The following is a 26,324-nucleotide window of genomic DNA, read 5'->3' on the forward strand; positions in this document are numbered from 1 at the left end:
CGCATTCAGGCTCCTTGACCGGCAGGCTGTACTGCCATGGGCAGACTGACCTACGGCATGAACGTCTCCGTGGACGGCTACATCGCGGACCCGAACGGGGAGATCGGCTGGAGCGACCCGGACGACGAGTTGCACCAGTACTGGAACGACCAGGTCCGCGACACCGAGGTGGCGCTGTACGGGCGCAAGTTGTACGAACTCATGGCGGCCTACTGGCCGACCGCCGACCAGGAGCCCGACGTCACCCCGGTGACCGCTGAGTACGCGCGCTTGTGGCGGGGGATGCGGAAAGTGGTGTTCTCGAAGACCCTCGAGTCGGTGGGCTGGAACTCCGAACTGGAGCGGGGGGACGTGGTCGAGGTAGCCAGGAGGCTCAAGGCCGAGACCGACGGGCTGGTCGAGGTCGCGGGCGCCACGCTCGCCGCGCCGTTGGTCAGGGCCGGGCTTGTCGACGAGTTCCATGTGGTGGTCGCGCCCGCGGCGGTCGGCGGCGGCACGCCGTTCTTCCCGTCGATGGACAAGTGGGTCCACTTGCGGCTGATCGAGAACCGCACTTTCCCGACGGGCGCGGTCCTCCTGCGCTACGAGACCGTGCGCGACTAGGACGGTCAGGTGCGCTGGTAGAGCACGTGGTGCCCGTCGCGGTGACGGGAGACCAGGCCCGCTTGGTGCAGCACGCGCAGGTGGTAGGACGCCGTCGACGGGGCTATGCCGTGGCGGGCGGCCAGGTGGGCGGTCGAGCGGGGCTGGGTGAGGTCGGCGAGCAGGGCGGCCCGGGTGGCGCCGTAGAGGCGGGCCTGGGCGGCCGGGTCGCGGTGGCCGTCGCGGGGCAGGCCCGCCGCCGGGTAGCCGATCACGGCAGGCGCGTCCCCGCACACCTGCGCGGTGGCGTTGGGCCAGTTGAGCGCGGTGGGCACCAGCACCAGGTCCCGGTCGCCGAGGGCGACGGTCTCGGCGTGGGGGCCCAGGGTGATCGTCAGTGAGTCCCCGGTCCAGCCGATGTCGGGGTGCAGGCTGGTGAAGAGGCTCGCCAGGCCGCCGGACGCCATGGTGCGCATGCGCTGCGCGAGGTCAGCCTCCAGGACCTCGCGCAGCGCGGGCCAGCCGTCGGCGAGCACGTGCCGCCAGAACACCAGCAGCCCGTTGGCCGCGCGCCTGCCGAACGTCCCCGCGTCGACCGCGTCGCGCACGGCCGGGGGGACGCGGTTGCGGGAGGCGACGTAGCCGATCTGGTCGGCGACGACGTCCGGCCGGGCGCTGGAGACCAGGTCGAGCTGGTCGTCCAGCGTCGACGCGGGCGGGGGCGGCGGGGTCAGCAGGTCGGGGGCGTAGCAGGGGAACAGCGTCCCGGCGACGAGCGCCACATCGGGATGGCGCAGCGCGGCGCGGGCGAGCGGGCCGTGGTCGCCGAACAGCGGGTGGCTGCGCCCCAGCACGAGCGTCCAGAGCCACACTGCGGCCTCCGCGGCCGGGGATACCGCGAGCCGGGTGCGCGCCACCGCGTCGGGCGTCATGCGCACGGTGATCACCACTCGATGGAACCACGCGGGGGCATTCGAGCGGGCTCGAATCAGTTCACCGGCACTCCGGCGCGCGGTTTGCTCGTCCTGTTCGCAATGAACCGTAGTGAAGGAGGTTTCCCGTGTCCCGTCAACGCGTGCCGCGACTCGCGGTGATCGGCCTGCTCGTCGTGGCCCTGGTCGGGCTCGGCGGCTCGGCGGTGGCCGCCACCAGGACGGCCGGGCCCGGTGTCCAGGCGTGCAAGGACGTCACCAGCCCCGGCGGGGCGAAGGTGCGGTTCTGCTGGGCCTACGGCGAAGGGACCGACTTCGCGGGCGGCAGGCTCCCGATGTGGCTGGTCTCCGGCGAGGTGTTCGGGGCCAGTTTCGGCCAGGTCCAGTGGGTGACCGCGGATGGCCGGGCCGTCTGGCAGAGCACGGCGCGGCCGACGTTCGTGGAGTACTTCACCTGGGCGTCGGAGCGGCTGCGGTTCCGGGCCTGCAACGTCAACGGCTGCGGCGCCTGGGTCTCGGCGTGACCTAGGGGGAGCGGGCTCCCGCCCGCTCCCCCGTACAGTGCCCGGGTGATCGAGCAACCCGACATCCTCGCCCAACCGGACGGGCGGCCCGCGCTGCTGTGGCGGCTGCCCGCCGGGACGCGGTGCGTGTCCAGCGCAGTGCTGGGCGGCGGGATCGGCTCGGCCGAGTGGGTGGTGAACGTCGAGGTCGACAAGGACTACGACCGCGAGCCCGTCACCCACCTGAGCGCGCTCGTCGCCGGGTGGGGGCTGGCCGGGCGGGGATCGGGGCTGCTCACCGCCGCGGCCGTGCGCCGGTTCACCGTCGGGCGGGACGGCGAGGTCGAGTGCGCGGCCACCGTCGGGTTGACGTACCCGGTCTACGCGGCGGATCCCGCCTCGTCCGCCGTCGCGGCCGTGCCGGGGACGATCAACCTGGTCTGCTGGATTCCCGCCCCGCTCGCCGACAGCGCGCTGGTGAACGCGGTCGCCACGGCGACGGAGGCGAAGGCCCAGGCCCTGGCCGAGGCCGGGGTGGCCGGGACCGGGACGGCAAGCGACGCCCTCGTCGTCTGCTGCCCGCCCGGGGGCCGGGAGCCCTACGGCGGTCCGCGGTCGCGGTGGGGCCTCCGGCTGGCGAACGCCGTCCACACCGCCGTGCTCACCGGCACCCGCGACTGGCAGCGCCGTGCGCGCTGAGCCGCTCGGGGACGAGCTCGTCGTCCTGGAACCCCTCTGCGTGGAACACGCCGAGGAGATGGCAGCCGTGCTGGCCGACGGCGAGTTGTACGCGTTCACCGGCGGAGAGCCCCCGACTCCCGGCCGGTTGCGCCGCCGGTACGAGGCGCAGGTCCGGGGGCGGTCGGCCGACGGCGGCCAGTGGTGGCTGAACTGGGTGGTGCGCTGCCGCGCCGACGGGGCGGCGGCCGGGTACGTGCAGGCGACCGTCGACCACGAAGGCTCCGAGCTGGCGTGGGTGATCGGCCTGCGCCACCAGGGCCGAGGGTTCGCGCGCGCGTCGGCAGGACTTGTCGTGGCGTGGTTGCGGGAGCAGGGGGTGGGGCGGGTGATCGCGCACGTGCATCCCGAGCACGCAACCTCGGGCGCGGTGGCTCGCGGGATCGGGTTGGCGCCGACCCAGGTCGTCGTGGACGGCGAGGTCCGGTGGGAGAGCCGGTAGGGCCGGTCAGAACACCGACAGGCCGGTGAGGGTGGTGAACCGGTCCAACGCCTCGACGCCCGCGACGGAGTTGCCGTGGCGGTCGAGGGCCGGGCTCCACACGCACAGCGTGCAGCGGCCGGGGACGACCGCGAGGATCCCGCCGCCGACGCCGCTCTTGCCCGGCAGACCGACCCGGAAGGCGAACTCGCCCGCCGCGTCGTAGGCGCCGCAGGTGAGCATGATCGAGTTGATCCGCTTCGCCGCGCTGCGGTCCAGCAGGCGGGAGCCGTCGCCGCGCAGCCCGTGCCGCGCAAGGAACAACCCGGCGGCGGCCAGGTCCTCGCAGCTCATCGCGATCGAACACTGCCAGAAGTAGTGCTCCAGCACGTCCGCGACGGGGTTGCGCAGGTTGCCGTAGCTTGCCATGAAGTGGGCCAGCGCGGCGTTGCGGTCGCCCCGCGCCGCCTCCGACCGCGCCACGCTCGCGTCGAAGTCGACGCGCGGGTTGCCGCTCTCGGCGCGCAGCAGCTCCAGCACCGCGCCCCGCGCGTCGCCGGTCGTGGTCAGCAGGTGGTCGGTCACCACCAGCGCGCCCGCGTTGATGAACGGGTTGCGCGGGATGCCGTCCTCCTGTTCCAGCTGCACCAGCGAGTTGAACGGGTTGCCGGACGGCTCGCGTCCGACCCGCCGCCACAGCGCCTCGGCGTCGGCGCCCAGCGCGAGCGCCAGGGAGAACGCCTTGGACACGCTCTGGATCGAGAAGGGCGTCCGCGACTCCCCCACCCCGAGCACCTCGCCGTCCACCCCGGCGACGGCGAGCCCGAACGCCGTCGGGTCGACCTCGGACAGCGCCGGGATGTAGTCGGCGACCCGGCCCTCGGCGCCCGCGCGGGGCCCGACCTCGTCGGCGATCTCCCGCAGCACCGGCAGCAGCCGCCGAGCCTCAGTGGTGGGCAGGTCCTCGACTGTCACTGCTGCTCCCTTCGCCGTAGCTGAGCTGTTAGTGGCCGGCTACACTTCCGGGCCGATCGGGCGGACGGAAGTGCGGAATGGAACCAGGAGGGGAACGGACCTTCCACCACGTGCTGCGCGCGGCCGTGCAGCGTAGCGGACTCGGGCTGGACCGCATCCGGTATCGGCTGGAGCAGCAGGGCCACCGGCTGAGCGTGGCCACCCTCAGCCTGTGGCAGACCGGGCAGCGCAGGCCGGAGCGCCGCGAGTCGCTGGCCGCGCTCACCGCCCTCGAGGAGATCCTGGCCGTGCCGAGCGGGTCGCTGACCTCGGTCCTGGGACCGCCCCGGTCCCGGGGGCCCGGGCCGAACGGGCAGCGCCGGGTGCCGGTGGAGGCGATGTGGCCCGCCGACCCCCAGGTCCCCGCCCTGCTGGGCGACGTCGACGCCGAGGACGAGTTCCTCGTGCGGCTGAGCCACCACGACCTCGTGACGCTCGGCCCCGACGGGAGCGAGCGGTCGCTGCGGGTGCGCCTGGTGCTGAAGGCGACGCGGTCCGGCGTGTCCCGGCTGCCGATCGCGTTCGCCTCCGATCACCCGGACGCGCCGCGCCCGGTGGTCCGGCCGCTGCGGCACTGCTCGGTGCGGTCGGCGGAGTACGTGCCGGAGCGGGGATACCTGGTCGCCTCGGTGGAGTTCGACCGCGTGCTGGCGCGGGGCGAGGTGATCATGGTGGAGTACGTGGTGGAGCACGCGCCCGCGCCCGCGCGGTCGGTGCGCAGCGAGCGCAAGCTGCGGTTCCCCGTGCACGAGTACTTCGCCGAGGTCAGCTTCCACCCGGACGCGGTGCCCGCGCGGTGCGGGTGGAAGTTCTACGGCGACGAGACGACCACGCGCGGGGGCGAACTCCCCATCGACAGCACGCACTGCGTCCACTTCGCCGCCTCCAACGCCAAACCGGGCCGTTACTCGATCCACTGGGAGTGGTGAGGGGCTGCCCACCGGGATGCACAGCCCCTCACGGGATCAGGCCGCCATCCGGCTCTGACCGCTGTGGTAGAGGATCCACTGGCGGTAGGTGGAGACGTTGACGTGCCCGGAGGTCCCCGCCGAGGTGTTGCCGTAGGAGTGCACGCCGATCAGCCTGCCGTCCTGGAACACCGGGCCGCCGGAGTCGCCGGGGCCGGTGTAGCCGTCGACGGCGGTGGCGTTGATGAAGGTGCTGGAGACGCTGGTGATCCGCATGGTCGCGACCTTGAGGTAGCGGGAGTCGCGGGAGGACTGGGTGCGGCCGTAGCCGTAGACCCGCTCCGTGCTTCCGACCCGGGGCTGCACGGAGGTGAGCGTCGCGTACGTGGTGCTCACCGGGAGGTTCAGCTCGTACAGCATGATGTCGGCCGACGGGTGCGAGATGGCGCGCACCGGCCTGCGGGACTGCCCCTGGGTCCGGTCGACGTTGCCGATCAGGAAGGTGTTGCCCGAGTTCGCGCAGTGCTTGGCGGTCAGCACATAGCGGGCGTTGATGATCGTGCCGGAGCAGTTCTGCTGGCCGTTGACCATGATGGCCACCGCCCACGGCCCCTGGGACGCGTACTCGCCGCCGATGATGTACGGCTGCACGTCCCCCGCCGGGGCGGCGTCGGCGAAACCGACACCACCGAGACTCGCGGCGATCGCACCGCACAGGGCGATCAGATTCCTTTTGATGCGCACGGGAAATCTCCAATACAATGCAGGGAAGTCGGGAGCTGTGCGCTTTTCCGTCCAACCACAACTCCGCAATCAGCCTTTCCAGGCCGCGAATCGCACTGTAGGAGCGGCGACTGACAGAGATCAAGGCCCGATATCGACGGCATGCGCACACGCAGGCGCGCGACCAGCGGTTTCGGGAGCAATCTGTCAAGAGTAAACGGCACACCACTCGGCTCGTTGAACTCCTGCGCGTTGTTCCGGCTGTCCGGGATCGCTTAGGTGCCGCAGGAGTGGGATCTCGGTGCCCCGCTGAACCAAGGGGCACCCGATGGACGACTCGCGGTTCTTCGTCAGCCTCGGCAAGGCGACGCCCGTGCTCGCCGGAATCCTCGCCATCGTCGTGGGGATCCCGCGACCACCCGCCGAGCCGAAGGTGAACGGCCGGATGTGGGCCGCCCAGGACGACGAGGCCACCTCGTGGTCCACACGAACTACGTCTTCGCCTACGCCTTCCTCCCCGCGGCCTGCCGGGCACGCGCGGAGGGCACCCTGGCCCCCCGTTTCAGCGAACGCTCCGTTGTGGACACTCAGCCGAAGGCCCCGGCCGCCTACTTCGACCCGGCCCAGCCTCTCCCAACCGAGCCCTGCGTCAGATGATCGCCTTCCACCAGGCCACTGACACGGGGTGGCCTGAAACGCGGTAACAGCGACGGCGCGGTTTCCTACCGCAGCGTCATCGGCGGCAACCGGAGCCATGCGGCGTCCCCGCCGAGCGGTGATCATGTAAAGTTCCGTCACCGTCTGTAAACGCATGCGAGGAACACCGTGTTAAGAGTCCTCCTGGTGGTTGCTCTGCTGGCGTGCGCGATCACTGCGGGGATCATCTGGGGTCCGGTGGGAGGCGTGCTGCTCGGCGCGGTGGGCGCCGCGGGGACCGCGGTGACGCGTGGGGTGTGGAAGTGGCACCACGAGCGGATCGTCCGCGGGCTCGGTCCTCGGGTCGCCGCGCTCACCACGGGGTTCGACGAGCGGTACCGCCAGTACGTGCTGGCGACCGCCCGCTACGTGGACGTCAAGGGCTTGGCGACGATGGGTTTCGCGGCGCCCGAACTGGATGACGTCTACGTGCACGTCGGGCTCGGTCCGCAGTCGCTGCACAAGGCGGCGAGCGCGCTGGTCGGCGGTGAGTACGACAGCCCGTCGAGGCGCGACATCGTGGACTTCCTCGACGGCAAGGAGCCCGCGTTCCTCGCCGTGGTGGGGCCGCCCGGCAGCGGGAAGACGACGTTGTTGCGCCACACGGCCCGCAGGGCGTGCGACAGCCGGAAGCGCAGGCGGTCGATCCCGGTGCTCGTGGTGCTGCGCGAGCACTGGGAGACGATCAGGAACGGCAGGTCGCTGGCGCATCTGATCACGTCCTCGCTCGGGGCGCTCTCGGCCCACGCGCCGCCCGGCTGGGCCGACCACCATCTGCTGCAGGGCCACTGCCTGGTCCTGTTCGACGGGATCGACGAGATCGCCAGGGTCGAGGACCGCAAGGCGGTGGCGAACTGGATCGAGCGGCAGAGCCGGGAGTACCCGAGGAACGACTTCGTGCTGACCTCGCGCCCCCAGGGCTACCGGGAGGCGCAGGTCGACGGGGCCCAGGTGCTGCAGACCCTCCCCTTCACCGTCGACCAGGTGCGCGCGTTCGTCCACGGCTGGTACCTCGCGGTCGAACGGCTGGAGGCCAGCGACCCGCTCGACGCGGTGAAGACGCGCTCGGCAGCGGCGGCCGAGGACCTGCTGACCCGGCTGGAAAGCGTGCCCGCCCTCGTCGAGCTGACGCCCAACCCGCTCCTGCTCACCATGATCGCCAACGTGCACCGCTTCCGGGGCGCCCTGCCGGGCAGCCGGGCCGACCTGTACCGCGAGATGTGCGAGGTGGCGCTGTGGCGGCGCAACGAGGCGAAAGGCTTGCCGCAACAGCTCTCGGGCAACAAGCGGGAGGTCGTCCTGCGCGCACTCGCCTACCGGATGATGGAGGCCGGGGTGCAGGTGTGGCCGCGGGACCTGGTGCTGGCCGAGTTCGTGCGGGTGTTGCGCCGGTTCACCACCACCCAGGGCGCGGAGCAGGTGCTGGCGGACATCACGTCCAACGGGCTGCTCGTGGAACTGGAGGCCGACCAGCTTGCCTTCGCGCACCTGACGTTCCAGGAGTACCTGGCGGCCGCGTACGTGCGTGACGCCCATCTGGTCGACGCGCTGGCCGAACGGGTCGACGACTCGTGGTGGCGCGAGACGATCCTGCTCTACGCTGCGATGGTCCGCGGCGACGAGATCGTGGCGGCGTGCCTGATGGTGGGCGGCGCCGACGCCATCAACCTCGCCTTCGAGTGCGCCGACAACGACGCCGACCTCGACCCGGAGCTGCGCAGGCGGCTGAGCACCTGGCTCCGCGCGACCATGGACGACCGCATCGCGATGCAGGACCGCCACCAGCGGGCCCAGGTCCTCGTCGTCCGCGACCTGCGCGCGGCCGTGCCGTTGTCGCCGTCGGTGTCGCTCTGCCTGGAACCGCTGTCCGACGACGTCCTGGCCAACACCCCGGTGACGATCCCGGCAGCGGGCATCTCGTCGGCGACGGCGTCCGCGCTGGCCAAGTGGGCCGACCTGTGCCACCGCGGCCGGGGCCGGAGCGTGCGGTTGCCGCGTCCCGACGAGGTCGCGAACTCACCGCTCGGCTCGGCGGACACCGGACAGGCGATCTGGGTCGAGGACCCGGGCAGCAGGCCGTTCCTCTGGTGGTCCGGCGACCGCCATCCGCACCTGGTGACCGGCGCCGACATCCTCACCCAGGTCGACCACGACCTGGACACCCCGCTCTCGACGGCCGCGAGCGAGGCCGCGTGGGAGCTGCGCGCCACCCTGGCCGTGTCGAACGACGAGTGGAGGTTCGCCCGGCAGCTGGCCGCCATGCCCGAACTCGCCCAGTGGCGCGCCACCGACGAACCGGCCTTCGTCACCGACGCCTGGGCCGCCGTGGCCGCCGCCGGAGCGGCGTTCTCGGGATGGCGCCTGCGCGCGTTCAGCGAGCTGGCCTCCGCCATCACCCCGTTCATCGACCACGACCGGGTGGTCACCGGGGAGACGGCGCGCAGCATCCGCATCCTCGGCCTGATCCTGGCCCGAGCGGCCGAAGGCGGCCTTCGCAACCAGCTGATCGCCCTGACCTCGGTGATCACCCTGCTCGAACAGCGCGCGGGCGCCCGCGCGCTGCCCGAATCAGTGCATCTGGCCGTCGAGAAACGGGCTTAGCCCGCCCGTGGCCGACGTCAGCTGACGTCGAGGACCAGTTTGCCGACGTTCTCCCCGCGGAACAGCATGGTGAGCGTGGCGGGGAAGTCGTCGACCGTGCCCTTGACGACGTGTTCCTTGAGGACGATGCGGCCCTCGGCGATCCAGGCGGCGAGTTCGGCGGCGGCCTCGGGGTAGCGCTTGACGTAGTCGAAGACGATGAAGCCCTCCATGCGGCCGCGGCGGACCAGCAGGCTCAGGTAGTTCGACGGGCCGGGGACGGGTTCGTCGGCGTTGTACTGGCTGATGGCGCCGCAGATGACCACGCGCCCGTGCATGGCCAGGTTGGCCAGGGCCGCGTCGAGGATGTCGCCGCCCACGTTGTCGAAGTACACGTCGACGCCGTCCGGGGCGGCGGCGCGGATCGCCTTGCGGACGTCGTCGGCGCGGTAGTCGATCCCGACGTCGAAGCCCAGTTCGTCGGTGAGCAGGGCGGTCTTCTCCGGGCCGCCCGCGATGCCGATCACCCGGCAGCCCTTGACCTTGGCGATCTGCCCGACGACGCTGCCGACCGCGCCCGCGGCCCCGGAGACCACGACGGTCTCCCCCTCCTTGAGCGCGCCCACCTCCAGCAGTCCGAAGTAGGCGGTCATGCCGGGCATCCCGAGCGCGCCGAGGTAGGTGGGCAGCGGCTTGTCGACCTTCAGCGCGCCCCGCCCGTCGCTGACGACGTGCTCCTGCACGCCGAACGTCCCCACGACGAAGTCGCCGACGGCGTAGTCCGGGTGCTTGGACTCGGTGACCTCGACCAGCGTCCCTGCCCGCATCACCTCATCGATGCCCACCGGCGGCAGATACGACGGCCGATCGTCCAACCACCCGCGCATGGCCGGGTCGAGGGAGATCAACAGCGTGCGCCCGGCGAACTGCCCGTCCCCCGGCGCGCCCGCGTCCACGGTCACATGCGCCCAGTCCCCAGGCTTGACCTCCCCGCGCGGACGAGCGGCGAGGCGGATCTGACGGTTGTTACCCATGAGTACACCCTAGCCCCGGACCCCGGGGTGACCCCACCCGCAACGCGGTGGGGTCACCCCTCTGGGGCTATCCGCCGACCGGGACGTAACCCGACGGCCGGGCGGTGAACGTGCCCCGCCCCTGCGTCCGACCGCGCAGCACGGTCGCGTAGCCGAACAGCTCGGCCAGCGGCACGACCGCGGTGACGGTCGCGGCGCCGGACCGCACGGCCGAGTCGGCGACCCGGCCGCGGCGCGCCGCGAGATCGCCGAGGACGCCGCCCACGGCCTCGGCCGGGGCCGTCACGACGACCTCGACCACCGGCTCCAGGAGCCGCATCCGGCTGAGCCGCAGCGCCTCCCGCAGCCCGAACCGGCCCGCGGCGCGGAACGCCGTCTCGGAGGAGTCCCGGACGTGGGTGGCGCCGTCGGTCAGGGTGACCCGCACGCCGGTCACCGGGTGACCGCCGAGCGGACCCTCGGTCAGGGCGTCGCGGCACCCGGCCTCCACCGCGCGGACGTACTCGCGCGGCACCCGGCCGCCGACCACCGTCGACCGGAACTCGAACGCCCCGTCCGCCAGCGGCTCGACGTCCAGGACGACGTGGGCGAACTGGCCCGCGCCGCCGTCCTGCTTGACGTGCCGGTACACCAGTCCCGTCACGCCGTGGACGACGGTCTCCCGGTAGGCCACCTCCGGTCGGCCGACGGCGATCTCCAGTCCGCGCTCCCGGCGGATCTTCTCCACCGCCACCTCCAGGTGCAGTTCACCGAGACCGGACAGCACCGTCTGCCCGGTCTCGGCGTCGGTCCGGACCGACAGCGACGGGTCCTCGTCGACCAGCCGCGCCAGCGCCGAGGTCAGCCGCTCGGTGTCGGCGGACCGCCGGGCCTCGACGGCCACCGAGACCACCGGTTCGGCGACGACCGGCGGCTCCAGGAGCAGCGGGGCGTCGGGCGCGCACAGGGTGGCGCCGACCCGCGCCGCCTTCGGCCCCGACACCGCGACGATGTCCCCGGCCACCGCCTGGTCCACTTCGGAATGCCGGTCCGCCCGCACCCGCAGGATCCGGGCGATCCGCTCCGTCCGGCCCGCGCCCGCGTCGCGCACCTGCGTGCCCTTCCGCAGCGTCCCCGAGTAGACCCGCAGGAACGTCAGCCTGCCGGTGGCGGTCGCGATCACCTTGAACACCAGCGCGGCGAAGGGCGCCGCCGGGTCGGCCCGCCGCTCGCGCGTCTCGCCGTCGTGCGTGCCGCGCACGGGCGGCACGTCCTCCGGCGAGGGCAGGTAGGCCACGGCGGCGTCGAGCAGCGGCTCGATCCCCCGGTCCCGGTAAGCGGACCCGCACAGCACGACCAGTCCCTCCCCGGTGTGGGTCAGGTCGCGCAGCGCGGCGGCCAGCGTCTGCGCGGACACCGTCCCGTCCGCGCAGAACTCCTCCAGCGCCAGCGGGTGCAGTTCCGCGACCGCCTCCGTCAGCCGCCGCCTCCGCCGCCGGGCCTCGTCCAGCAGGCCGTCCGGCACCGGCCGGTCCTCGACCGCGCCGTCCATCCAGACAAGAGCCCGCATGCGGAGCAGGTCGACCACGCCGACGAACCCGTCCTCCCGCCCGATCGGCAGGTGGACGACGAGCGGCGCCGGGTGCAGGCGCAGCCGGATCGACTCGACCGCCGCGTCCAGGTCGGCGCCCGCCCGGTCCAGCTTGTTGACGAACGCGATGCGCGGCACGCCGTGCCGGTCGGCCTGCCGCCAGACCGACTCGCTCTGCGGCTCGACGCCCGCGACGGCGTCGAACACCGCGATCGCGCCGTCGAGGACCCGCAGCGACCGCTCCACCTCGTCGGCGAAGTCGACGTGGCCGGGCGTGTCGATGAGGTTGATCCGGTGCGCGTCCCACTCGCAGCTCACGGCGGCGGCGAAGATGGTGATGCCGCGGTCGCGTTCCTGCGGGTCGAAGTCGGTGACCGTGGTGCCGTCATGGACCTCACCGCGTTTGTGGGTGGTCCCGGTGGCATAGAGGATCCGTTCGGTGATGGTCGTCTTGCCCGCGTCGACGTGGGCGAGGATGCCCAGGTTGCGGACACGGTCCAGAGCGGTGGCGTGGGTTCGGTCCAGGTCGGTGCGCACGGCGGCGGGACCCTTCGGGTAGTCCGGATCGGGGAAGCGCGATTCCCGCGACGAACACCGCCGCGCGCCGGGATCCGGCCAGGGGTCAGGTGTTCGTCAGCACGTCCGGTGCGGGCCGCGCGGCCCGCACCGGGAACCCGGAGACACGAGGATCACCTCGTAGCGCGACGAGGGGACGACAAGCGCGCTGCGATGACGCACGGCCCGCTCCCCCCACTCGTCGGGCGCGCCGCGAACCCGGCGCGCGAAGTCGTGCGGAGACTAGCGATCAGCGCACCCCGCCGTAAACCGGGATTCCGGCCGCCGGCATCCGGGTGATCGCGTGGGGTCGTGGTTGACGGTGTCGGAGGCGCGGATCGACACTGGGATTTCCCCTTGGAGAGGTAGGGATCGGATAATGCGACTCCTTCGGCGAATCCTGCGTCGTTCCCGTTCCGGCTACTACGCCTACCCCGCCGTCTGATTCCGTGCCCGGTGTTGGCCGGGGATCCGCGGGAACGGTTGGCGGCCGCGGCGGTCCGCGGGGTTGTCGAGGTGGGGCCTGGGCTCCGGCTGGTGACCGATCCGCGGGCCACCGCGCGGCTGTTGGCGTGTTCGGCGGCTCGGACCCTGCGGGTGGAGCGGGGGGTCGCGGAGACGTCGTGGGGGCCTGACGGGCTGGCCACCTGGATGGCGGTTCGCGCCGCCCTGCGGCCGTGGTTGGGCGGGGTGGGCGGACAGGCGGGCGAGTTCGCGGAGCGGGTGCGGCGGGTGGTGGCCGGGTGGCCCGCGCGGGGGGTCATCGACCCGATGCGCGAGTCGGTTCGGGTGGTGGGTGAGGTGGGGGCCGGGTTCGTGTTGGGGGAACCGTCGCCGTCGCTGGTCGGGTTGGTGGAGCGGGAGTTGACGGTGGCGGCGCGGCCCAGGCTGTTGCGGGGCGGGTTGCGTGCCGCTCAGCTGGCCACGTATGCGGCGATCCGCGGTCACCGGGATGCCACCCCGCTCTCCGACTTCGACGAGCACACCCGTGCCCTGGCCGTCCGCACGCTGTTGCTGGCAGGGCATCATGTCCCGGCCGCCGCGCTGGCGTGGACGCTGCACGAGCTGGCCCGGCACCCGGAGGCGCAGCGCGAGATCCGCGCCGACCCCCGGTTCGCGGCCGTCGTGGTCCGGGAGGCCCTGCGCCTGCACCCGCCGGTCTGGCGGCTGGAGCGGCGGCTCGACGCGCCCGTCGACGGCTTTCCCGAGGGCACGGTCCTGCTGTTCAGCCCGTACGTCAACCAGCGCGATCACCGCGTCTTCCCCGATCCGCACGAGTTCCGGCCGGGCCGGTGGCGCCGCGACCCCCGCCCGCCGCCGGGCGCCTACTTCCCGTTCGCGCTGGGGCCGCGCGGCTGTCCGGGCGCGCGGTTGGCGCTCACGCTGCTGTCGGTCACCCTCTCCGTCGTCCTCGACACCCACGAGCTGGTCCCGCACCGCGAGCCGCGGGTGACCCAGGGCGTGCTCCACCACCCGCGCGGCGCGCGCATCGGACTTCGGCCGGTCGGGGACCTGGCGCGCGGGCGGTCGACGGGGTAGAAAGAGCCACCCCCGGATTCGCCCGCGGCTGACCTGCGCGACCGCGCCAGAGAGCGCTCTCCCGGTCCCGGCCCGAGCGACCATCAGGAAAGGCAGGTACATGTCCCTCCCCCGTGTGCGTGAGAGCGCTTACACGCTCCGCCGACGACTCTTCGGGTTAGCCGCGGTGGCGGCGCTGGTCGTCGTCACTCCCCCAGCGATCGCCGAGCCGCCCGGGCCCACGGACCTGGGCGCGACCGTCACCGTGTTCGACCCGGCCATGCCCGTCCGCGACATCCAGGCCGTCCTCGACGCCGCGCACGCCACGCAGGTGGACGACGAGATGGGCGAGCGGCGGCACGCCTACCTCTTCAAGCCGGGCGAGTACGGCACCGCCGACGAGCCCCTGCACATCAAGGTCGGCTACTACACCGAGATCGCCGGGCTGGGCGCGTCGCCCGGCGACGTCGTGATCAACGGCAAGGTCGAGGTCTACAACCGGTGCCTGGCCGACGGCGGCGTGGGCAACTGCATCGCCCTGGTCAACTTCTGGCGCACCCTGGGCAATCTCACCCTCAACATCGACGCCGACGGTCAGGACGGCTGCCGGGCAACGGCGAACTTCTGGGCAGTGTCGCAGGCGGTGTCGATGCGCAGGCTCGACGTCACCGGCGGCACGCTGTCGCTGATGGACTACTGCACCGCGGGCCCGCAGTACGCCAGCGGCGGGTTCATCGCCGACTCCCGGCTCCCGTCGGTCGTCAACGGCTCGCAGCAGCAGTGGCTCACCCGCAACAGCGAGATCGCGGGCTGGTCGAACGGCGTGTGGAACCAGGTGTTCTCCGGCGTCGAGGGCGCTCCCGACGACACGGGCTTCCCGGACCCGCCGTACACCACCCTGGCCACGACTCCGCTGAGCCGCGAGAAGCCGTACCTGTTCGTCGACGAGTCGGGCGAGTACAACGTCCGCGTCCCGGCGGCGGCGCGCGACACCCGCGGTGTCTCGTGGGCGGACGGCATGACGCCCGGCCGGACGGTCCCGCTGTCGGACTTCTTCGTGGCCACCCCGGCGGACTCCGTGCGGCGGATCAACAGCCAGCTCGCGCGCGGCAAGCACCTGCTGCTCACGCCGGGCGTGTACGACATCGCGCGCAGCATCGAGGTCAAGCGGCCGGGCACCGTGGTGCTGGGCCTCGGGCACGCCACGCTGACCGCGGTCAACGGCTCGGTGCCGGTCGACGTCGCCGACGTGCCCGGTGTCGTCATCGCGGGCGTCACCATCGACGCGGGTGAGCGGCTCTCGCCCGTGCTGCTGCGCGTCGGCAAGGAGCACGGCGAACGCCGCGCCACACCGGGTGATCCGACCACGCTGTCCGATGTGTACTTCCGCGTCGGCGGCCCGCACGTCGGCAGGACCGACACGGCGTTGCAGGTCAACAGCGACCACGTGCTGATCGACCACACGTGGGTGTGGCGCGGGGACCACGGCGTCGAGGGCTTCACCGACACCGAGCGCTGGCGCACCAACACCGGCCGCACCGGCGTGGAGGTCAACGGCGACCACGTGACGGCCACGGGTCTGTTCGTGGAGCACTTCCAGCGGCACAACACCGTCTGGAACGGCGAGCACGGCACCACGGTGCTGTACCAGAACGAGCTGCCGTACGACCCGCCGACGCAGGCGGACTGGATGAACGGCGACGTCGAGGGTTGGGCGGGCTACAAGGTGGGCGACCACGTCCGCGCCCACACCCTCCACGGCGGCGGCGTCTACGTCTTCAACCAGAACAACCCGGCCATCCACACCGAGAACGGCTTCGAGGTCCCCGAGACGCCGGGCGTGCGGCTGCGCCACATCATGACGGTCAACCTCAGCGCCGGGACGATCGACCACGTCGTCAACGGCATCGGCGCCCCGGCGGATACCACCAAGGTCGGCGTGCCGGTCTACCTGGCGGAATACCCGCTCCCGTGAGTCCGGGGCCCGGTGCCGCCGCATGCGGCACCGGGCTACACGGGCGTCACCGGGTGGCGGGCTCGTCGGACAGCGGTCGCGCCTCGGCGCGGACGAGGCTGCTGCGCAGGCCGAGCACGCCCACCAGGGCGCGCAGGGCCGCGCCGATCAGGATGATCAGGACCATGTTGCGCAGGGCGCTCTCCAGCCCGCCCGCGATGACCGAGGCCAGCGGGATGCTGGAGAAGGCGATCATCCGGGTGGCCGCGACGACCCGGCCGAGCATGTCGCGGCGGACGATGCGCTGGCGCAGCGTGAACCAGGCGACCACGTTCATCGAGCCCAGGGTGAACACCAGCGCGGACACCACGGACACGCCGACCGGGTCGCGGAAGACGGCGAGCAGCGCCGTCGTCAGACCCGCGGCGACGGTGGACAGCGCGATGGTGCGGCCGTTGCCGATGCGGCGGATGACCACGGGCGCGATCAGCGAGCCGAGCAGCGCCCCCGCCCCCTGGGCCGCGAACACCACGCCGACGACCGTCGAGGAGAGGTGCAGGTAGGAGGTGAGGTAGTAGACGAGGTTCGCCTGGATCAGCCAGATCGCGAAGTTCGTGCCGGTGAACAGCAGGCTGCCCGCGAGCAGCGGCCGGTTCTCCCTCGTGATGTACCGCAGGGCCTCTCGGATGCCGCTCACCATGCGCACGGGCTTCGGGGGCTCCGCAGGCGTCGTCCGCCGGGACGTGACGCGGATCAGCAGGATGATCAGCGCGCTGGCGATGAACGAGAACGCGTCGATGTAGATGGCCATCTCGAAGCCCACGAAGGCGACGAGGCCGCCCGCGAGCACGGGACCCGCGAGGCTGACGACGTTGTCGCTGGACTGCAGCAGCGCGTTGGCGCGGTCGAGGTTCGCGCGGTCCACCAGGTCCGGCAGCCAGCCCTGGAACGCCGGGTGGTAGATCGGCTCGACCGAGGACAGGAGCAGCGCCACCACGTAGATCAGGGCGAGGTGGGCGGCGCCCAGGGACACCATGACCGCCAGCGTCATGGCGAACATCCCGGCCACGAGGTCGCCGAGGACGAGCAGCCGCTTGCGGTCGAAGCGGTCGGCGAGCACCCCGCCGGGCAGCGACAGCAGCAGGAACGGCCCGTACTCCAGGGCGTAGAGCGCCGCGGTCTGCAGGGCGGACCCGGTCAGGTCGAGCACCAGCAGCGGCAGGGTGAGCCGGTAGATCCAGGTCCCGGTGTTCGAGATGATGTACGCCGCCCACAGCAGGTGGAAGCGCGAGCCGAGCGGCGTCGCCCGCTCGGCCGTGTCCCCGCTCATCCGCACTCCTGTCCCCCGGTCCGCCGAATAGCGTCCCCAGATTACGGGTGCCCGCAATAGCCCGATAGCCGGGACGATTATCCGAGCACCCCTCACTTCACGCTGTTATTCACCATTTGTCGACCATTCACCGGTATCGCCGTACGCCCGTTCGGCGGGTCGCCCGTTCCACCGCCGCAGGACGGTCACCACAGGCGATATCGACGCGCGGGAAATTGCCGGTCAGGGCCACCCGATCAGACCAGCGGTGTGCCTTGACCGGGGTTTGGGCGCTGGATAGCCTCGGCGGAAGTGACGTTCGCTTTAATGCTCCATCGAATGGGGGAGTATTGACCTCGCCTGCGTTATCCGGCCGTCCGGTGAATGTGTTCGCGACTGTGGACGCGCAGGTTCTGGTGGCGGAGCTGGACTCGGTGCCCTCGGCCTTGGCCCCGTTCCGGGCGGCCCACCGGGGCGCGCTCGCCGACGCCGACGGCCCGCGCCTGGCGGCGGCCGTCGCCGAGGCCGAGCGGATCCTGGCCCCGCTGCTGGAGGCGACCGCCTACGCCGAGGGCCGGTTGGCGGCCGACGCCGACGACGAGGCGGGCGCCCGCGTGCTGGCCCGGTGCGAACGGGTGTGGGCCGAGGTCGCGGCCCAGTGGGACTTCCTTGAGCCTGAGCTGGCCCGGGCGCGGGAATCGGCCGAGCCGGACCGGCACCGCAACTACCTCGCGCGCATCCGCGACTCCGTCGCGCTGCAGCCCCCGGACACCGTCGCCGCGGCGCTGGCCCGGCTCGACCCCGTCCCCGCGCTGGAGTCCCTGGCCCGGCAGCTGCTCGCCAGGATCACCGTCGGGGGCGGCCCGCTCGGTGCGGCGCTGCCCGCGCTCTACGGGCCCGACCGCGCGCACCGGCGGGAGCGGGCGGACGCCGTCGATTCCGCTTTGCTCGCCGAGGTCGATGTGCGGGCGTCAGTGCTGGGCGCGCTCGCGGAAGCGCGGGTGGCCAGGGCCGAGGTGTCCGGCGCGCGGGATTGGCTGCACGCCGACCGGGTCACCAACCAAATCGCTGACCGCGATCTCGACGCGTTGCTCACGGCGGTTCACGACCACCGGGACATCGTTCACCGGTATTACCGGTGGAAGGAAACCCAATTAGGCCATCCGCTCACCGACTCCGATCGCTACGCGCCATTGCCCGGATTGACCGGTGAGTTCTCGTGGGAATTCGCCTGCGCTGTCGCGACCGAGACGTTCGCCCGGCTCGGCCTCGACGAATTGGCCGCCGAACTGCTGTCCGGCGACACGGTCGACGCTTTTCCCCGGGCCGGGAAACAACGCGGCGCGGTGACGGTCGGGCTTCCGTCCGGCCGGGTCGCCGTCCTGCTCAACTTCACCGGGACCCCGCGCGACGTGCTGACCCTGGCGCACGAACTGGGCCACGCGGCCCACGCCCGCCTCGCCGCCGGGCGCGGCGCGTTCAACGCGACCTGTCCCGCCGTGCTCGGCGAGACCGTCGCGCTGTTCACCGAGTCGCTGGCCGCGACCGTGCTCGCCGAGCACGTGGACGACGCGCGGACGGCGGTGACCGCACGCGCCGTCGAGGACCGGCTGGTCGCGGTGTTCCGCCAGGTCGCGTTGCACGACTTCGAGACGTGGTTGCACACCCAGCAGGAGCCCGCGGGCGCGGAAGCCCTTGCCGCCGAATGGATGCGCGGCCAACGCGACCTCTACGGCGACGCCGTCCGCCTCACCGAGGGATACCGGCACTGGTGGAGCTATCTCGACGAGTTCTTCCTGCGCCCCGGCGGCCGCTTCGCCTACCCGTACGGGCAGGTGGCCGCGATGGCGCTGCTGGCGCGCTTCGCCGACGCGCCCGAGTCGTTCGGCCCGCGGTTTTACGCGCTGCTGTCCGCGGGCGCCTGCGCGCCGCCCGCGGAGCTGCTCGGCGCGTTCGGCGTCCGGCCGGACGACCCGCGCTCCTGGCAGGCCGGGCTGGACGTGCTGTCCGGTCAGGTGGACGCGCTGTGCGGGACCGAGACCACCGGGTGAGCCCTCCGGCCGCCCGGGCCCGACGAACCCGACGAGGAGGTGAACCGACATGACCGTCACGATGAAGATCCGCAAGACCAGCACCGCGTCCGGCGCTGCCGAGGGCTGATCGGCGCAGGAGCCCGCTGGTGGACCGCGTGACGGGCGGTCCACCAGCGGGCGAGCACACCCTAGTCCGGTGTCGGCGCGGCGCAAGCAGGCCGTCGCCGACGTGCGTCGTCACGAGGGAAGCCCGATGAGCCGACCGATCCTCCCCAAGCTTAAGCACATGACCCCCGCCTTCCCCGCCGACGGCGTGCTCTACATCGGCGGATACGGCCAGGTCGCCGAGATCCCCGACGAGAACGGCGCCATCCACCGGATGTGCCAGCTGCTCGACGGGACGCGCACCGCGGCGCAGGTGCACGGCGAGCTGGCCGAGGACTACCCCGAGATCACCGCGGCCGAGGTCGAGACCGCCATCGCGCAGTTCGACGAGGCGGGCTTCCTGATCAACGGCGCGGTCAGCGCCGACGGCCTGCTCGACGACTACGAGCAGGCGCGCTGGGCCCGCAACATCAACTTCTTCGGCTCGTACTGCTCGCTGGCCGACAACCAGTTCCAGCACCAGCGCAGGCTGCTCGACGCGCGGGTGACGCTGCTGGGGCTCGGCGGGCTCGGCTGCCACATCCTGCAGGACCTGGCCGCGATGGGCATCGGGCACCTGCGGGTGGTGGAGTTCGACCGCGTGGAGCTGTCCAACCTCAACCGCCAGGTGCTCTACCGCGACGAGGACATCGGCAAGGCCAAGATCGACCTCGCGGTGGACCGGGTGCGCCGGTTCAACCCGCGCATGGAGATCGAGAAGATCCCCCGCCGCATCGAGTCGACCGAGGACGTCCTCGCCGCGGCGGCCGACGCCGACGTGGTGATCTCCGTGGCCGACCGGCCGAAGATGGAGATCAACCACTGGGTGAACGAGGGCTGCGTGCGCGCGGGCGTCCCCCTCGTCACCGGCGGGCTGGACACCCAGCGCGCGGTGTACTTCACGATGGTGCCGGGCCAGACCGGCTGCATCGAGTGCTGGCGGCTCGGGGTGTTCCGCACTGACCAGGTCTCGGCGACGCTGCTCGCCGAGAAGCGCGAGCGCCGCATCGGCGGCGACAACGCAGCGTTCGTCCCCCTGGTGACCATGGTGACCGGCCTGCTCATCGGCGAGGTCGTGCGGCTGCTCACCGGCATCGCCCCGCCCGTCGCCGCGGGCAAACTGATCCAACTCCGCTTCGACGACTACGAGATGACTGAGTACGAGCGCTGGGACCGCCTGCCGGACTGCCCGGTGTGCGGCGCCACTCCCCCGGCCGACCACCCCGCCCCGGCCGTGGGAACCGCGCAGGGCTGACGCCGAGAGCCGCGGCCGTGGGATCGACAGCACGGCCGCGGCTGTCGGGTCGCTCTGCGGCATCCGGGGATGAACGCAGTCCGAAGGTCGTCAGCGGAGGGAGAGCCATGTCGCGCAGCGGAGCAGTCCTGTCCGTCGTCCTGGTCGCCAGCGGGGTCGTCGCCGGAGGTGTGCCCGCCCGTGCGGGCGGGCTGGTGCAGACCTGCGTGGGCACGGAGGTCACCAGCTTCGACCCGCCGCTGACGTTGGTCTCGTGGCCCACGGAGATCACCGTGTCCGGCCTCTTCCCCACGTGCACGCACGCGACGGCGCGGACGGCGTCGTACGCCGAGACGTTCACGATCAACGCCTCCTGCCTGGTCCTGGGCGACTCCGGGACCGCGACGCGGTCGTTCGTGTGGGGTGATCCGGCGGTCGCGCCCAGCACGTTCGTCTACAACGTGACGAGCAGCGCCGTCGGCGGTCAGATCGTCGTCACCAGTTCCGGTCTGATCACCGATGGCACGTTCGCCCCCGCGGGCGCCGTGCAGACGGTCACCCTCCTCACCCCGAACACCCTCCAATGCGCGACCACCGGTATCGCCACCGTCACCGGACCGACAACCGTGAATATTAATCAGTAATAACGATTGAATCGCCGCAGGCGCATTCACGCGCGGCGAATTGTCGGGCAGCGCCCGACGGGTAGCCGACGATAATGGCAGACCGGAAAGCTCTGATACGGCCATCCGAGCTAACTTGCCCGTCCGCGCATGACACTTTCGGCTGAAAAGATCGGCTACCGCAGCGCCGCGCTGACGGCTCTGGCGATCTCGCTCACGAAACCGGGCTGCGGATGATCGCGGCTCACCGTGCCGACCATCCCCACATTCCGCCCGGTCGGGGCGAGGACCGGCGCCATCACCAGCTCGACGCCCTCGGGCACCGCGCACCCGGGTCTCAGCAGCAGCGCGTCCTCGACCCGGACCGGGCTGGCCGCCGCGATCATCACGCCGCCGTGGCTCCGCACGGTCAGCACCGCGCTGGCCTTCGTGGCCGCTGCCAGCACATCCAGCGGCCTGCGGGCCGCCGACAGCAGGCGCGGATAGGGCTCCCAGGCCTGGCCGAGCCGGAACAGGTTCGAGCCCACCCGGTACAGCCCGTCGCAGCGCTGGACCGCGCCGAGCGCCTCCAGCTGCCGCAACAGCCGGTACGCGGTGGTTTTCGGCACCCCGCACGAATGGGCGATCCAGGAGAGGCCGACCCCGTCCGAATGGCTCACCAACGCATCCAACAGAGTGAACGCCCTCCCGAGAACGCCCCGGTCGCTCTCCGCATTGTTCATCTGCTTCTACCCCCTTCAGGTGGCCACGCGGCCAAATGTCTCTTCCCGGTCCGATGGGCGGAACAAGCCATTCTCGACAGTGCAGGACCACCCCCAGACTATGGCCATGAGTATTTGCAGAAAAAGTGTTGTCGCGGCAATCGCAACCGTAGCGGTCATCGGGCCCGTCGGTACAGCGGCCGCGCAACCGGACGAAATCGAGACCACGTCCGCGGCATCGGAGTCCTCGCCCCAGCGCGTCGCGGGCGACTTCAACGGCGACGGCGCCACCGAGATCGCGGTGTGGCGACCGAGCAACGGCACCTGGTACGTGCGTGGCCTGTTCACCGTCCAGTGGGGCGTGGCCGGGGACATCCCCGTCGCGGCGGACTACAACGGCGACTCGATCACCGACATCGCGGTCTGGCGACCCAGCAACGGCACTTGGTACGTGCGAGGCCAGTTCAACGTCCAGTGGGGCACGGGCGGCGACGTGCCCGTGGTCGGCGACTACAACGGCGACAACCGGGCGGACGTCGCCGTGTGGCGGCCCAGCAACGGCACCTGGTACGTCCGCGGCCTCGCGACGGTCCAGTGGGGCACCGGCGGGGACATCCCCGTCGTCGGGGACTACAACGGGGACAACCGCACGGACTACACGGTCTGGCGGCCCAGCAACGGCACCTGGTACGCGCGGGGCATCGCCACCGTCCAGTGGGGCACCGGCGGGGACATCCCGGTGACGGGTGACTTCAACGGCGACAACCGCAGCGACCTCACCGTGTGGCGGCCGAGCAACGGCACCTGGTACGTCCGCGGCATCGCCACGGTCCAGTGGGGCGTCGGCGCGGACATCCCGGTCTCCGGCGACTTCAACGGCGACAACCGCACCGAGTACACCGTCTGGCGGCCCAGCAACGGCACCTGGTACGTCCGAGGCATCACGACCGTCCAGTGGGGCACCGGAGGGGACATCCCGGTCTAGCCCCGACCCGTGGGGACCGGCACGCCGAGGCGTGCCGGTCCCTCTCGGCGTCCTACGCCCGGCACCCGGCGCTGGAGTGTGGACGGCAACTGTCCACACTGGTCATGCCGGGGCTCGGGTCCTTCCAGAGAGCAGGCGCCCGCGTGCTGCGCGGGTTCAGCCGGCCAGGTCGGCGAGGGTGTCCCAGAACATCGACTCGTAACCCTGGAGCAGCCGGGCGAGGCCCATAGCGCCGTCGGGGTCCCAGCCGTCGTCGAGCGCTTCCTGCACGCCGCGCAGGGCGAGCGCGTCGAGGTCGGGGGCGGGGGTGGCGAACAGGTCGAAGAAGGCGGTGCCGGTCTCGTCGAAGCCGTAGCGCTCGCGCAGCCCGCGGCTGATCGCCGCGCAGTAGCCGCCCCACTCGGCGAAGTTCGCCACGATGGCCAGGAGCGCGTCGCGCGGGCTCCCGTTCATCACCAGCCATGCGATGTAGGACGGGTACGCCTGGCACCCCGGCTGGGGCGTGTGCTCGCGCAGGTCCTTCGGCGTGAGACCGCACGCCGCGGCGAAGTCGACGAGTCGGGCCGCGGCGACCGCCTCGCCCTGGCCGAGCATCGTGAAGAACTCGCGGGCCGACTGATCCCCTGCCTGCGCGGCCAACATGAGGAATGCTCGCCAGTCGCTGGCGATGATCCGATGCTGCTCCGCGGCGAGCGCGCCGAGCGCCGAGAGCGGGGCCGAGCCCGCCTCGACCAGCGCGACCATGCGGTTCTCCCGCGCGCTCTCCGCCAATTCGCGCCGGACAGCCGCAAGGACCTCATCGGCTCGTCGCCCCACTGGTGAACTCCTCTCGGCTTACCGTGTTGATCACGATACCAACCGTGTTGTCCGCTCTGATAACGTTCCCACTTCCTCTTGACCACCGCACGTGCGCAATGCGCACTGCACAGGGGTGACGAAAGGATCGCGAGCTTTGGCCTCTGGTCGCCCACCGTTGCGGTCCCTCTGGGTCGGCTACCTCGTCGTCGGCGGCCTGCTGATCTGCGCCTACTACGCCGCGCCGGACGGGCCCGCCCAGGTGCCGGTCAGGCTGGTCACCTACTGCGCGGTGAGCGCGTCGGCCGCGCTCGCGGTGGCCTGGGGGCTGGCGCGCCACCGGCCCCGGCCCGCGCTGCCGTGGATCCTGCTGGGGCTGAGCCAGGCGGTCTACGCGCTCGCGGACGTGATCTTCTACGTCGCGCATTACGTCCTCGACGACACCAGCTATCCGTCCCTCGCGGACGCCGCCTACGTGGGCCACTACCCGCTGGCCGTCGCGGGCATCGTGCTGCTGGCCCGGCGGCGGCGCAGCGGGCCCGAGCTGGCAGGCCTCATCGACGCCCTGTCGCTCACCGCGGTCGCGGGCCTGCTGTCCTGGGTGATGATCATCGGACCGCAGTCGCGGGCCGACACGCCCGCGCTGGTGAAGGCCGCGTCCCTGACGTACCCGCTCATGGACCTGGCGCTGCTGCTGGTCGCGCTGCGGCTCGTGTTCGCGGGCGGGCGGCGGAGCGGGGCGTTCGTGCTGCTCGTCGGCTGGCTGGCCGCCATCCTCGCCGCGGACACGCTGTATGTGCTGCAGCGGCTCTCGGGCGACTACGCGGCGGGCAACTTCCTGGACGCCATCTGGCTCGCGGGCAACCTGGCCCTGGGCGCGAGCGCGCTGCACCCGTCGATGCGGCGGCTCGGCGTCCGCTCGACCGCGCCGCCCGCCAGCCTGAGCTGGCTGCGCCTGGCCGTCCTCTGCGCGGGCGCGCTCGTCGCACCCGCGCTGCTGCTGCTCCAGCACGCGCGCGGCGAGCTGCGCGACGTGCCCGCGTACGCCATCGCCTGCGCCATCCTGTTCGGGCTGACGGTGGCCAGGCTGGCCGTGATCGCCATCGACCAGCGCAGGCTCGCCAACACCGACGGGCTCACGCAGCTCTACACCCGCCGCTACTTCGAGTCCAGACTGGACACCGAGGTCGAGCGCGCCGGGCGCGAAGGCCCCGCGTTCGCAGTGCTGATCGTGGACGTCGACCACTTCAAGGCCATCAACGACACCTACGGCCATCCGGCGGGCGACCGGGTCCTCGCCGAGATCGCGCACCGCCTGCGCGGGGCCGTGCGCTCCGGCGAGGTGCTCGCCCGCTACGGCGGCGAGGAGTTCGCCCTGCTCGCCCAGGACGTCGCCGCGGCGGACCTGCCGAGCCTGGCCGACCGCCTCCGGCGCACGGTCGCCGAGGCCGAGATCGCGCTCGGCCCGGGCGAATCGGTGAAGGTCACGGTGTCCGTGGGCGCGGTGATGTCGACCGGGCAGGACAGCGGGGCCGCATTGGTCGCCGCGGCGGACCGGGCGCTGTACCGGGCGAAGGCCGCCGGGCGCGACCGGGCGGCGGTCGGCTCCTGCGACGACGTGCCCGCCCGCCGGAGCACCGACGTCGGCTCCGACTTCCTCTACCGGATCGCGGACCTGGTCGAGCAGCGGATGGGGCGGGTGGGCCACGGCGCGGCGGTCGCGGACTGGGCGCAGGTGCTCGCCACCGCGCTCGGGCTCGACCAGGCGACCGTCGCCCGCGCCCGGCGCGCGGCCCGGCTGGCGCACATCGGCGCGATCATGGTCCCGAACGACGTCCTGCTCGACCCGCTGACCCCCGACGACCACGGGCTGGCGCGCATGCACCCGGTGGCGGGGTCGCGGCTGGCGCTCGTCGTGCCCGACCACGCGGAGGTCGCCCAGGTCATCCGGCAGCTCCACGAGCGGTGGGACGGGACCGGGTGGCCGGACGGCCTCGCGGGCGCGGACATCCGCGTGGAGGCGCGCATCGTGGCGCTGTGCGAGGGCTGGGCGTCGGTCGCCGCCGGGTGTCCGGACGCTGCGTGCGAGCACCTGCTGTCCGGGCGCGGCACGCGGTTCGACCCGGAGCTGGTCGACGCCTTCCTGGCGTTGGACGAGGACGAGCGGCTGCTCGGCGTCAGATCCCGCGGAGGACCCGGGCGGGGTTACCCACCGCGATGACGTTGGCCGGGATGTCGCCGGTGACCACGGCGCCCGCGCCGACGACGCTGTTGTCCCCGATCGTCACGCCGGGGCAGACCACGACCGCGCCGCCGAGCCAGACGTTGTCGCCGATGGTGATCGGCTTGGCCGCCTCCAGCTTGTCGCGGCGCGGGATCGGGTCGACGGGGTGGGTGGGGGTGAGCAGCTGGACGCCCGGCCCGAGCTGGCAGTCCTCGCCGATCGTGATCGGGGCGACGTCCAGGGCGGTGAGGTTGTGGTTGACGAACGTGCGGGCGCCGATGTGGAGGTTCTCGCCGTAGTCGACGAACAGCGGCGGCTTCACGAACGCGCCGTCGCCGAGGCTGCCGAGCACGGACGCCAGGGTCCGCCGCGCCGCCTCAACGCGCCCGGCGATCATGTCGACGCGGTAGGACTCCAGCAGCGCGACGGCCCGCTGCGCGATCCGGGCGCTCTCCGGGTCGTCGGCGATGTAGAGGTCGCCTGCGAGCATGCGCTCGCGGTTGGTGCGCGGGTCCCCGGCGAAGTAGTCCGTCGGCATGCGTGTGAAC

The 26,324-nt window shown here is 72.2% G+C and carries 22 protein-coding genes; 13 read left to right on the plus strand and 9 right to left on the minus strand.

Annotation, left to right across the window (positions count from 1 at the left end; all coding sequences use genetic code 11):
• Positions 1–36 precede the first annotated feature (36 nt).
• Positions 37–603, plus strand: coding sequence for a dihydrofolate reductase family protein (locus Actkin_RS16775; RefSeq protein WP_258903332.1), 567 nt, complete (start codon positions 37–39; stop codon positions 601–603).
• 5 nt (positions 604–608) lie between these two features.
• Here Actkin_RS16775 and Actkin_RS16780 read toward each other — a convergent pair whose 3' ends face one another.
• A complete protein-coding gene (locus tag Actkin_RS16780; RefSeq protein ID WP_258903333.1) occupies positions 609–1,529 on the minus strand; it encodes an ArsR/SmtB family transcription factor in 921 nt (306 codons plus the stop codon).
• Positions 1,530–1,642: 113 nt separating this feature from the next.
• Here Actkin_RS16780 and Actkin_RS16785 point away from each other — a divergent pair, with 113 nt between their 5' ends.
• From Actkin_RS16785 to Actkin_RS16795, 3 genes are read left to right on the plus strand one after another with little or no spacing between them, the layout of a single operon-like run.
• Positions 1,643–2,038 carry a hypothetical protein gene (locus Actkin_RS16785; protein ID WP_258903334.1) on the plus strand — a complete coding sequence of 132 codons (396 nt, stop codon included), beginning with the start codon at positions 1,643–1,645 and terminating at the stop codon, positions 2,036–2,038.
• 45 nt (positions 2,039–2,083) lie between these two features.
• Positions 2,084–2,716 carry an adenosylcobinamide amidohydrolase gene (locus tag Actkin_RS16790; protein WP_258903335.1) on the plus strand — a complete coding sequence of 211 codons (633 nt, stop codon included), beginning with the start codon at positions 2,084–2,086 and terminating at the stop codon, positions 2,714–2,716.
• Positions 2,706–3,197, plus strand: a complete 492-nt coding sequence (locus tag Actkin_RS16795; protein WP_258903336.1) for a GNAT family N-acetyltransferase — start codon at positions 2,706–2,708, stop codon at positions 3,195–3,197. Before Actkin_RS16790 ends, Actkin_RS16795 begins: the two co-directional genes overlap by 11 nt.
• Positions 3,198–3,203: 6 nt before the next feature.
• Here Actkin_RS16795 and Actkin_RS16800 read toward each other — a convergent pair whose 3' ends face one another.
• Positions 3,204–4,112 carry a glutaminase gene (locus Actkin_RS16800; RefSeq protein WP_229787032.1) on the minus strand — a complete coding sequence of 303 codons (909 nt, stop codon included), beginning with the start codon at positions 4,110–4,112 and terminating at the stop codon, positions 3,204–3,206.
• 116 nt (positions 4,113–4,228) lie between these two features.
• On the opposite strand from Actkin_RS16800, the gene Actkin_RS16805 reads away from it, so the two are divergent.
• Positions 4,229–5,119, plus strand: coding sequence for an XRE family transcriptional regulator (locus Actkin_RS16805; RefSeq protein WP_258903337.1), 891 nt, complete (start codon positions 4,229–4,231; stop codon positions 5,117–5,119).
• Between the two features lie 36 nt (positions 5,120–5,155).
• Here Actkin_RS16805 and Actkin_RS16810 read toward each other — a convergent pair whose 3' ends face one another.
• Positions 5,156–5,842, minus strand: coding sequence for a S1 family peptidase (locus tag Actkin_RS16810; protein ID WP_258903338.1), 687 nt, complete (start codon positions 5,840–5,842; stop codon positions 5,156–5,158).
• An 822-nt stretch (positions 5,843–6,664) separates the two neighbouring features.
• Here Actkin_RS16810 and Actkin_RS16815 point away from each other — a divergent pair.
• On the plus strand, positions 6,665–9,118 hold the full coding sequence (locus tag Actkin_RS16815; RefSeq protein ID WP_258903339.1) for an NACHT domain-containing protein: 2,454 nt from the start codon (positions 6,665–6,667) through the stop codon (positions 9,116–9,118).
• 17 nt (positions 9,119–9,135) lie between these two features.
• On the opposite strand, the gene Actkin_RS16820 is transcribed toward Actkin_RS16815, so the two are convergent.
• Positions 9,136–10,131: an NADP-dependent oxidoreductase gene (locus tag Actkin_RS16820; protein ID WP_258903340.1), complete on the minus strand. Its 996-nt coding sequence runs from the start codon at positions 10,129–10,131 to the stop codon at positions 9,136–9,138.
• Positions 10,132–10,198: 67 nt separating this feature from the next.
• Positions 10,199–12,238 (minus strand): elongation factor G, encoded by a 2,040-nt coding sequence (fusA, locus tag Actkin_RS16825; RefSeq protein WP_258903341.1) that lies wholly within the window; start codon positions 12,236–12,238, stop codon positions 10,199–10,201.
• Between the two features lie 555 nt (positions 12,239–12,793).
• On the opposite strand from fusA, the gene Actkin_RS16830 reads away from it, so the two are divergent.
• Both Actkin_RS16830 and Actkin_RS16835 read left to right on the plus strand, forming a co-directional pair.
• A complete protein-coding gene (locus Actkin_RS16830) occupies positions 12,794–13,795 on the plus strand; it encodes a cytochrome P450 (protein WP_258903342.1) in 1,002 nt (333 codons plus the stop codon).
• Positions 13,796–13,961: 166 nt separating this feature from the next.
• Positions 13,962–15,749 carry a pectate lyase-like domain-containing protein gene (locus tag Actkin_RS16835; protein ID WP_258903343.1) on the plus strand — a complete coding sequence of 596 codons (1,788 nt, stop codon included), beginning with the start codon at positions 13,962–13,964 and terminating at the stop codon, positions 15,747–15,749.
• Positions 15,750–15,795: 46 nt separating this feature from the next.
• Here the strand turns inward: Actkin_RS16835 and Actkin_RS16840 are convergent, their stop codons facing one another.
• A complete protein-coding gene (locus tag Actkin_RS16840; RefSeq protein ID WP_258903344.1) occupies positions 15,796–17,058 on the minus strand; it encodes an MFS transporter in 1,263 nt (420 codons plus the stop codon).
• Positions 17,059–17,435: 377 nt separating this feature from the next.
• On the opposite strand from Actkin_RS16840, the gene Actkin_RS16845 reads away from it, so the two are divergent.
• From Actkin_RS16845 to Actkin_RS16855, 3 genes are all read left to right on the plus strand, one after another.
• Positions 17,436–19,088, plus strand: coding sequence for a M3 family metallopeptidase (locus Actkin_RS16845; protein ID WP_258903345.1), 1,653 nt, complete (start codon positions 17,436–17,438; stop codon positions 19,086–19,088).
• Between the two features lie 268 nt (positions 19,089–19,356).
• The gene (locus Actkin_RS16850) at positions 19,357–20,469 is read left to right on the plus strand and encodes a HesA/MoeB/ThiF family protein (protein ID WP_189210502.1); all 1,113 of its coding nucleotides are present in this window, start codon (positions 19,357–19,359) and stop codon (positions 20,467–20,469) included.
• Positions 20,470–20,576: 107 nt separating this feature from the next.
• On the plus strand, positions 20,577–21,092 hold the full coding sequence (locus tag Actkin_RS16855; RefSeq protein ID WP_258903346.1) for a hypothetical protein: 516 nt from the start codon (positions 20,577–20,579) through the stop codon (positions 21,090–21,092).
• A gap of 155 nt (positions 21,093–21,247) precedes the next feature.
• Here the strand turns inward: Actkin_RS16855 and Actkin_RS16860 are convergent, their stop codons facing one another.
• Positions 21,248–21,793 (minus strand): helix-turn-helix domain-containing protein, encoded by a 546-nt coding sequence (locus Actkin_RS16860; protein ID WP_189210504.1) that lies wholly within the window; start codon positions 21,791–21,793, stop codon positions 21,248–21,250.
• Between the two features lie 280 nt (positions 21,794–22,073).
• Between Actkin_RS16860 and Actkin_RS16865 the strand changes: the two genes are divergently transcribed.
• Positions 22,074–22,757 (plus strand): VCBS repeat-containing protein, encoded by a 684-nt coding sequence (locus Actkin_RS16865; protein WP_258903347.1) that lies wholly within the window; start codon positions 22,074–22,076, stop codon positions 22,755–22,757.
• 156 nt (positions 22,758–22,913) lie between these two features.
• Here Actkin_RS16865 and Actkin_RS16870 read toward each other — a convergent pair whose 3' ends face one another.
• Positions 22,914–23,573 (minus strand): thiaminase II/PqqC family protein, encoded by a 660-nt coding sequence (locus tag Actkin_RS16870; RefSeq protein ID WP_189210506.1) that lies wholly within the window; start codon positions 23,571–23,573, stop codon positions 22,914–22,916.
• A gap of 157 nt (positions 23,574–23,730) precedes the next feature.
• On the opposite strand from Actkin_RS16870, the gene Actkin_RS16875 reads away from it, so the two are divergent.
• Entirely contained in the window at positions 23,731–25,773 is a 2,043-nt protein-coding gene (locus tag Actkin_RS16875; protein WP_258903348.1) for a diguanylate cyclase, read from the plus strand.
• Here the strand turns inward: Actkin_RS16875 and Actkin_RS16880 are convergent.
• Positions 25,730–26,314 carry a sugar O-acetyltransferase gene (locus Actkin_RS16880; protein WP_189210508.1) on the minus strand — a complete coding sequence of 195 codons (585 nt, stop codon included), beginning with the start codon at positions 26,312–26,314 and terminating at the stop codon, positions 25,730–25,732. The two genes, Actkin_RS16875 and Actkin_RS16880, sit on opposite strands and share 44 nt — an antisense overlap.
• Positions 26,315–26,324: the final 10 nt, after the last annotated feature.

Origin of the sequence: Actinokineospora sp. UTMC 2448 (assembly GCF_024760565.1) — a bacterium.
Taxonomy (GTDB): domain Bacteria; phylum Actinomycetota; class Actinomycetes; order Mycobacteriales; family Pseudonocardiaceae; genus Actinokineospora; species Actinokineospora fastidiosa.

What these genes read in the sequence shown, in the direction of transcription:
- Actkin_RS16775 (WP_258903332.1), top strand. Translation starts at nt 37, where the DNA reads ATGGGCAGACTGACCTACGGCATGAACGTCTCCGTGGACGGCTACATC.
- Actkin_RS16805 (WP_258903337.1), top strand. Translation starts at nt 4,229, where the DNA reads ATGGAACCAGGAGGGGAACGGACCTTCCACCACGTGCTGCGCGCGGCC.
- Actkin_RS16820 (WP_258903340.1), bottom strand. Translation starts at nt 10,131, where the DNA reads ATGGGTAACAACCGTCAGATCCGCCTCGCCGCTCGTCCGCGCGGGGAG.
- Actkin_RS16840 (WP_258903344.1), bottom strand. Translation starts at nt 17,058, where the DNA reads ATGAGCGGGGACACGGCCGAGCGGGCGACGCCGCTCGGCTCGCGCTTC.
- Actkin_RS16850 (WP_189210502.1), top strand. Translation starts at nt 19,357, where the DNA reads ATGACCCCCGCCTTCCCCGCCGACGGCGTGCTCTACATCGGCGGATAC.
- Actkin_RS16855 (WP_258903346.1), top strand. Translation starts at nt 20,577, where the DNA reads ATGTCGCGCAGCGGAGCAGTCCTGTCCGTCGTCCTGGTCGCCAGCGGG.
- Actkin_RS16860 (WP_189210504.1), bottom strand. Translation starts at nt 21,793, where the DNA reads ATGAACAATGCGGAGAGCGACCGGGGCGTTCTCGGGAGGGCGTTCACT.
- Actkin_RS16880 (WP_189210508.1), bottom strand. Translation starts at nt 26,314, where the DNA reads ATGCCGACGGACTACTTCGCCGGGGACCCGCGCACCAACCGCGAGCGC.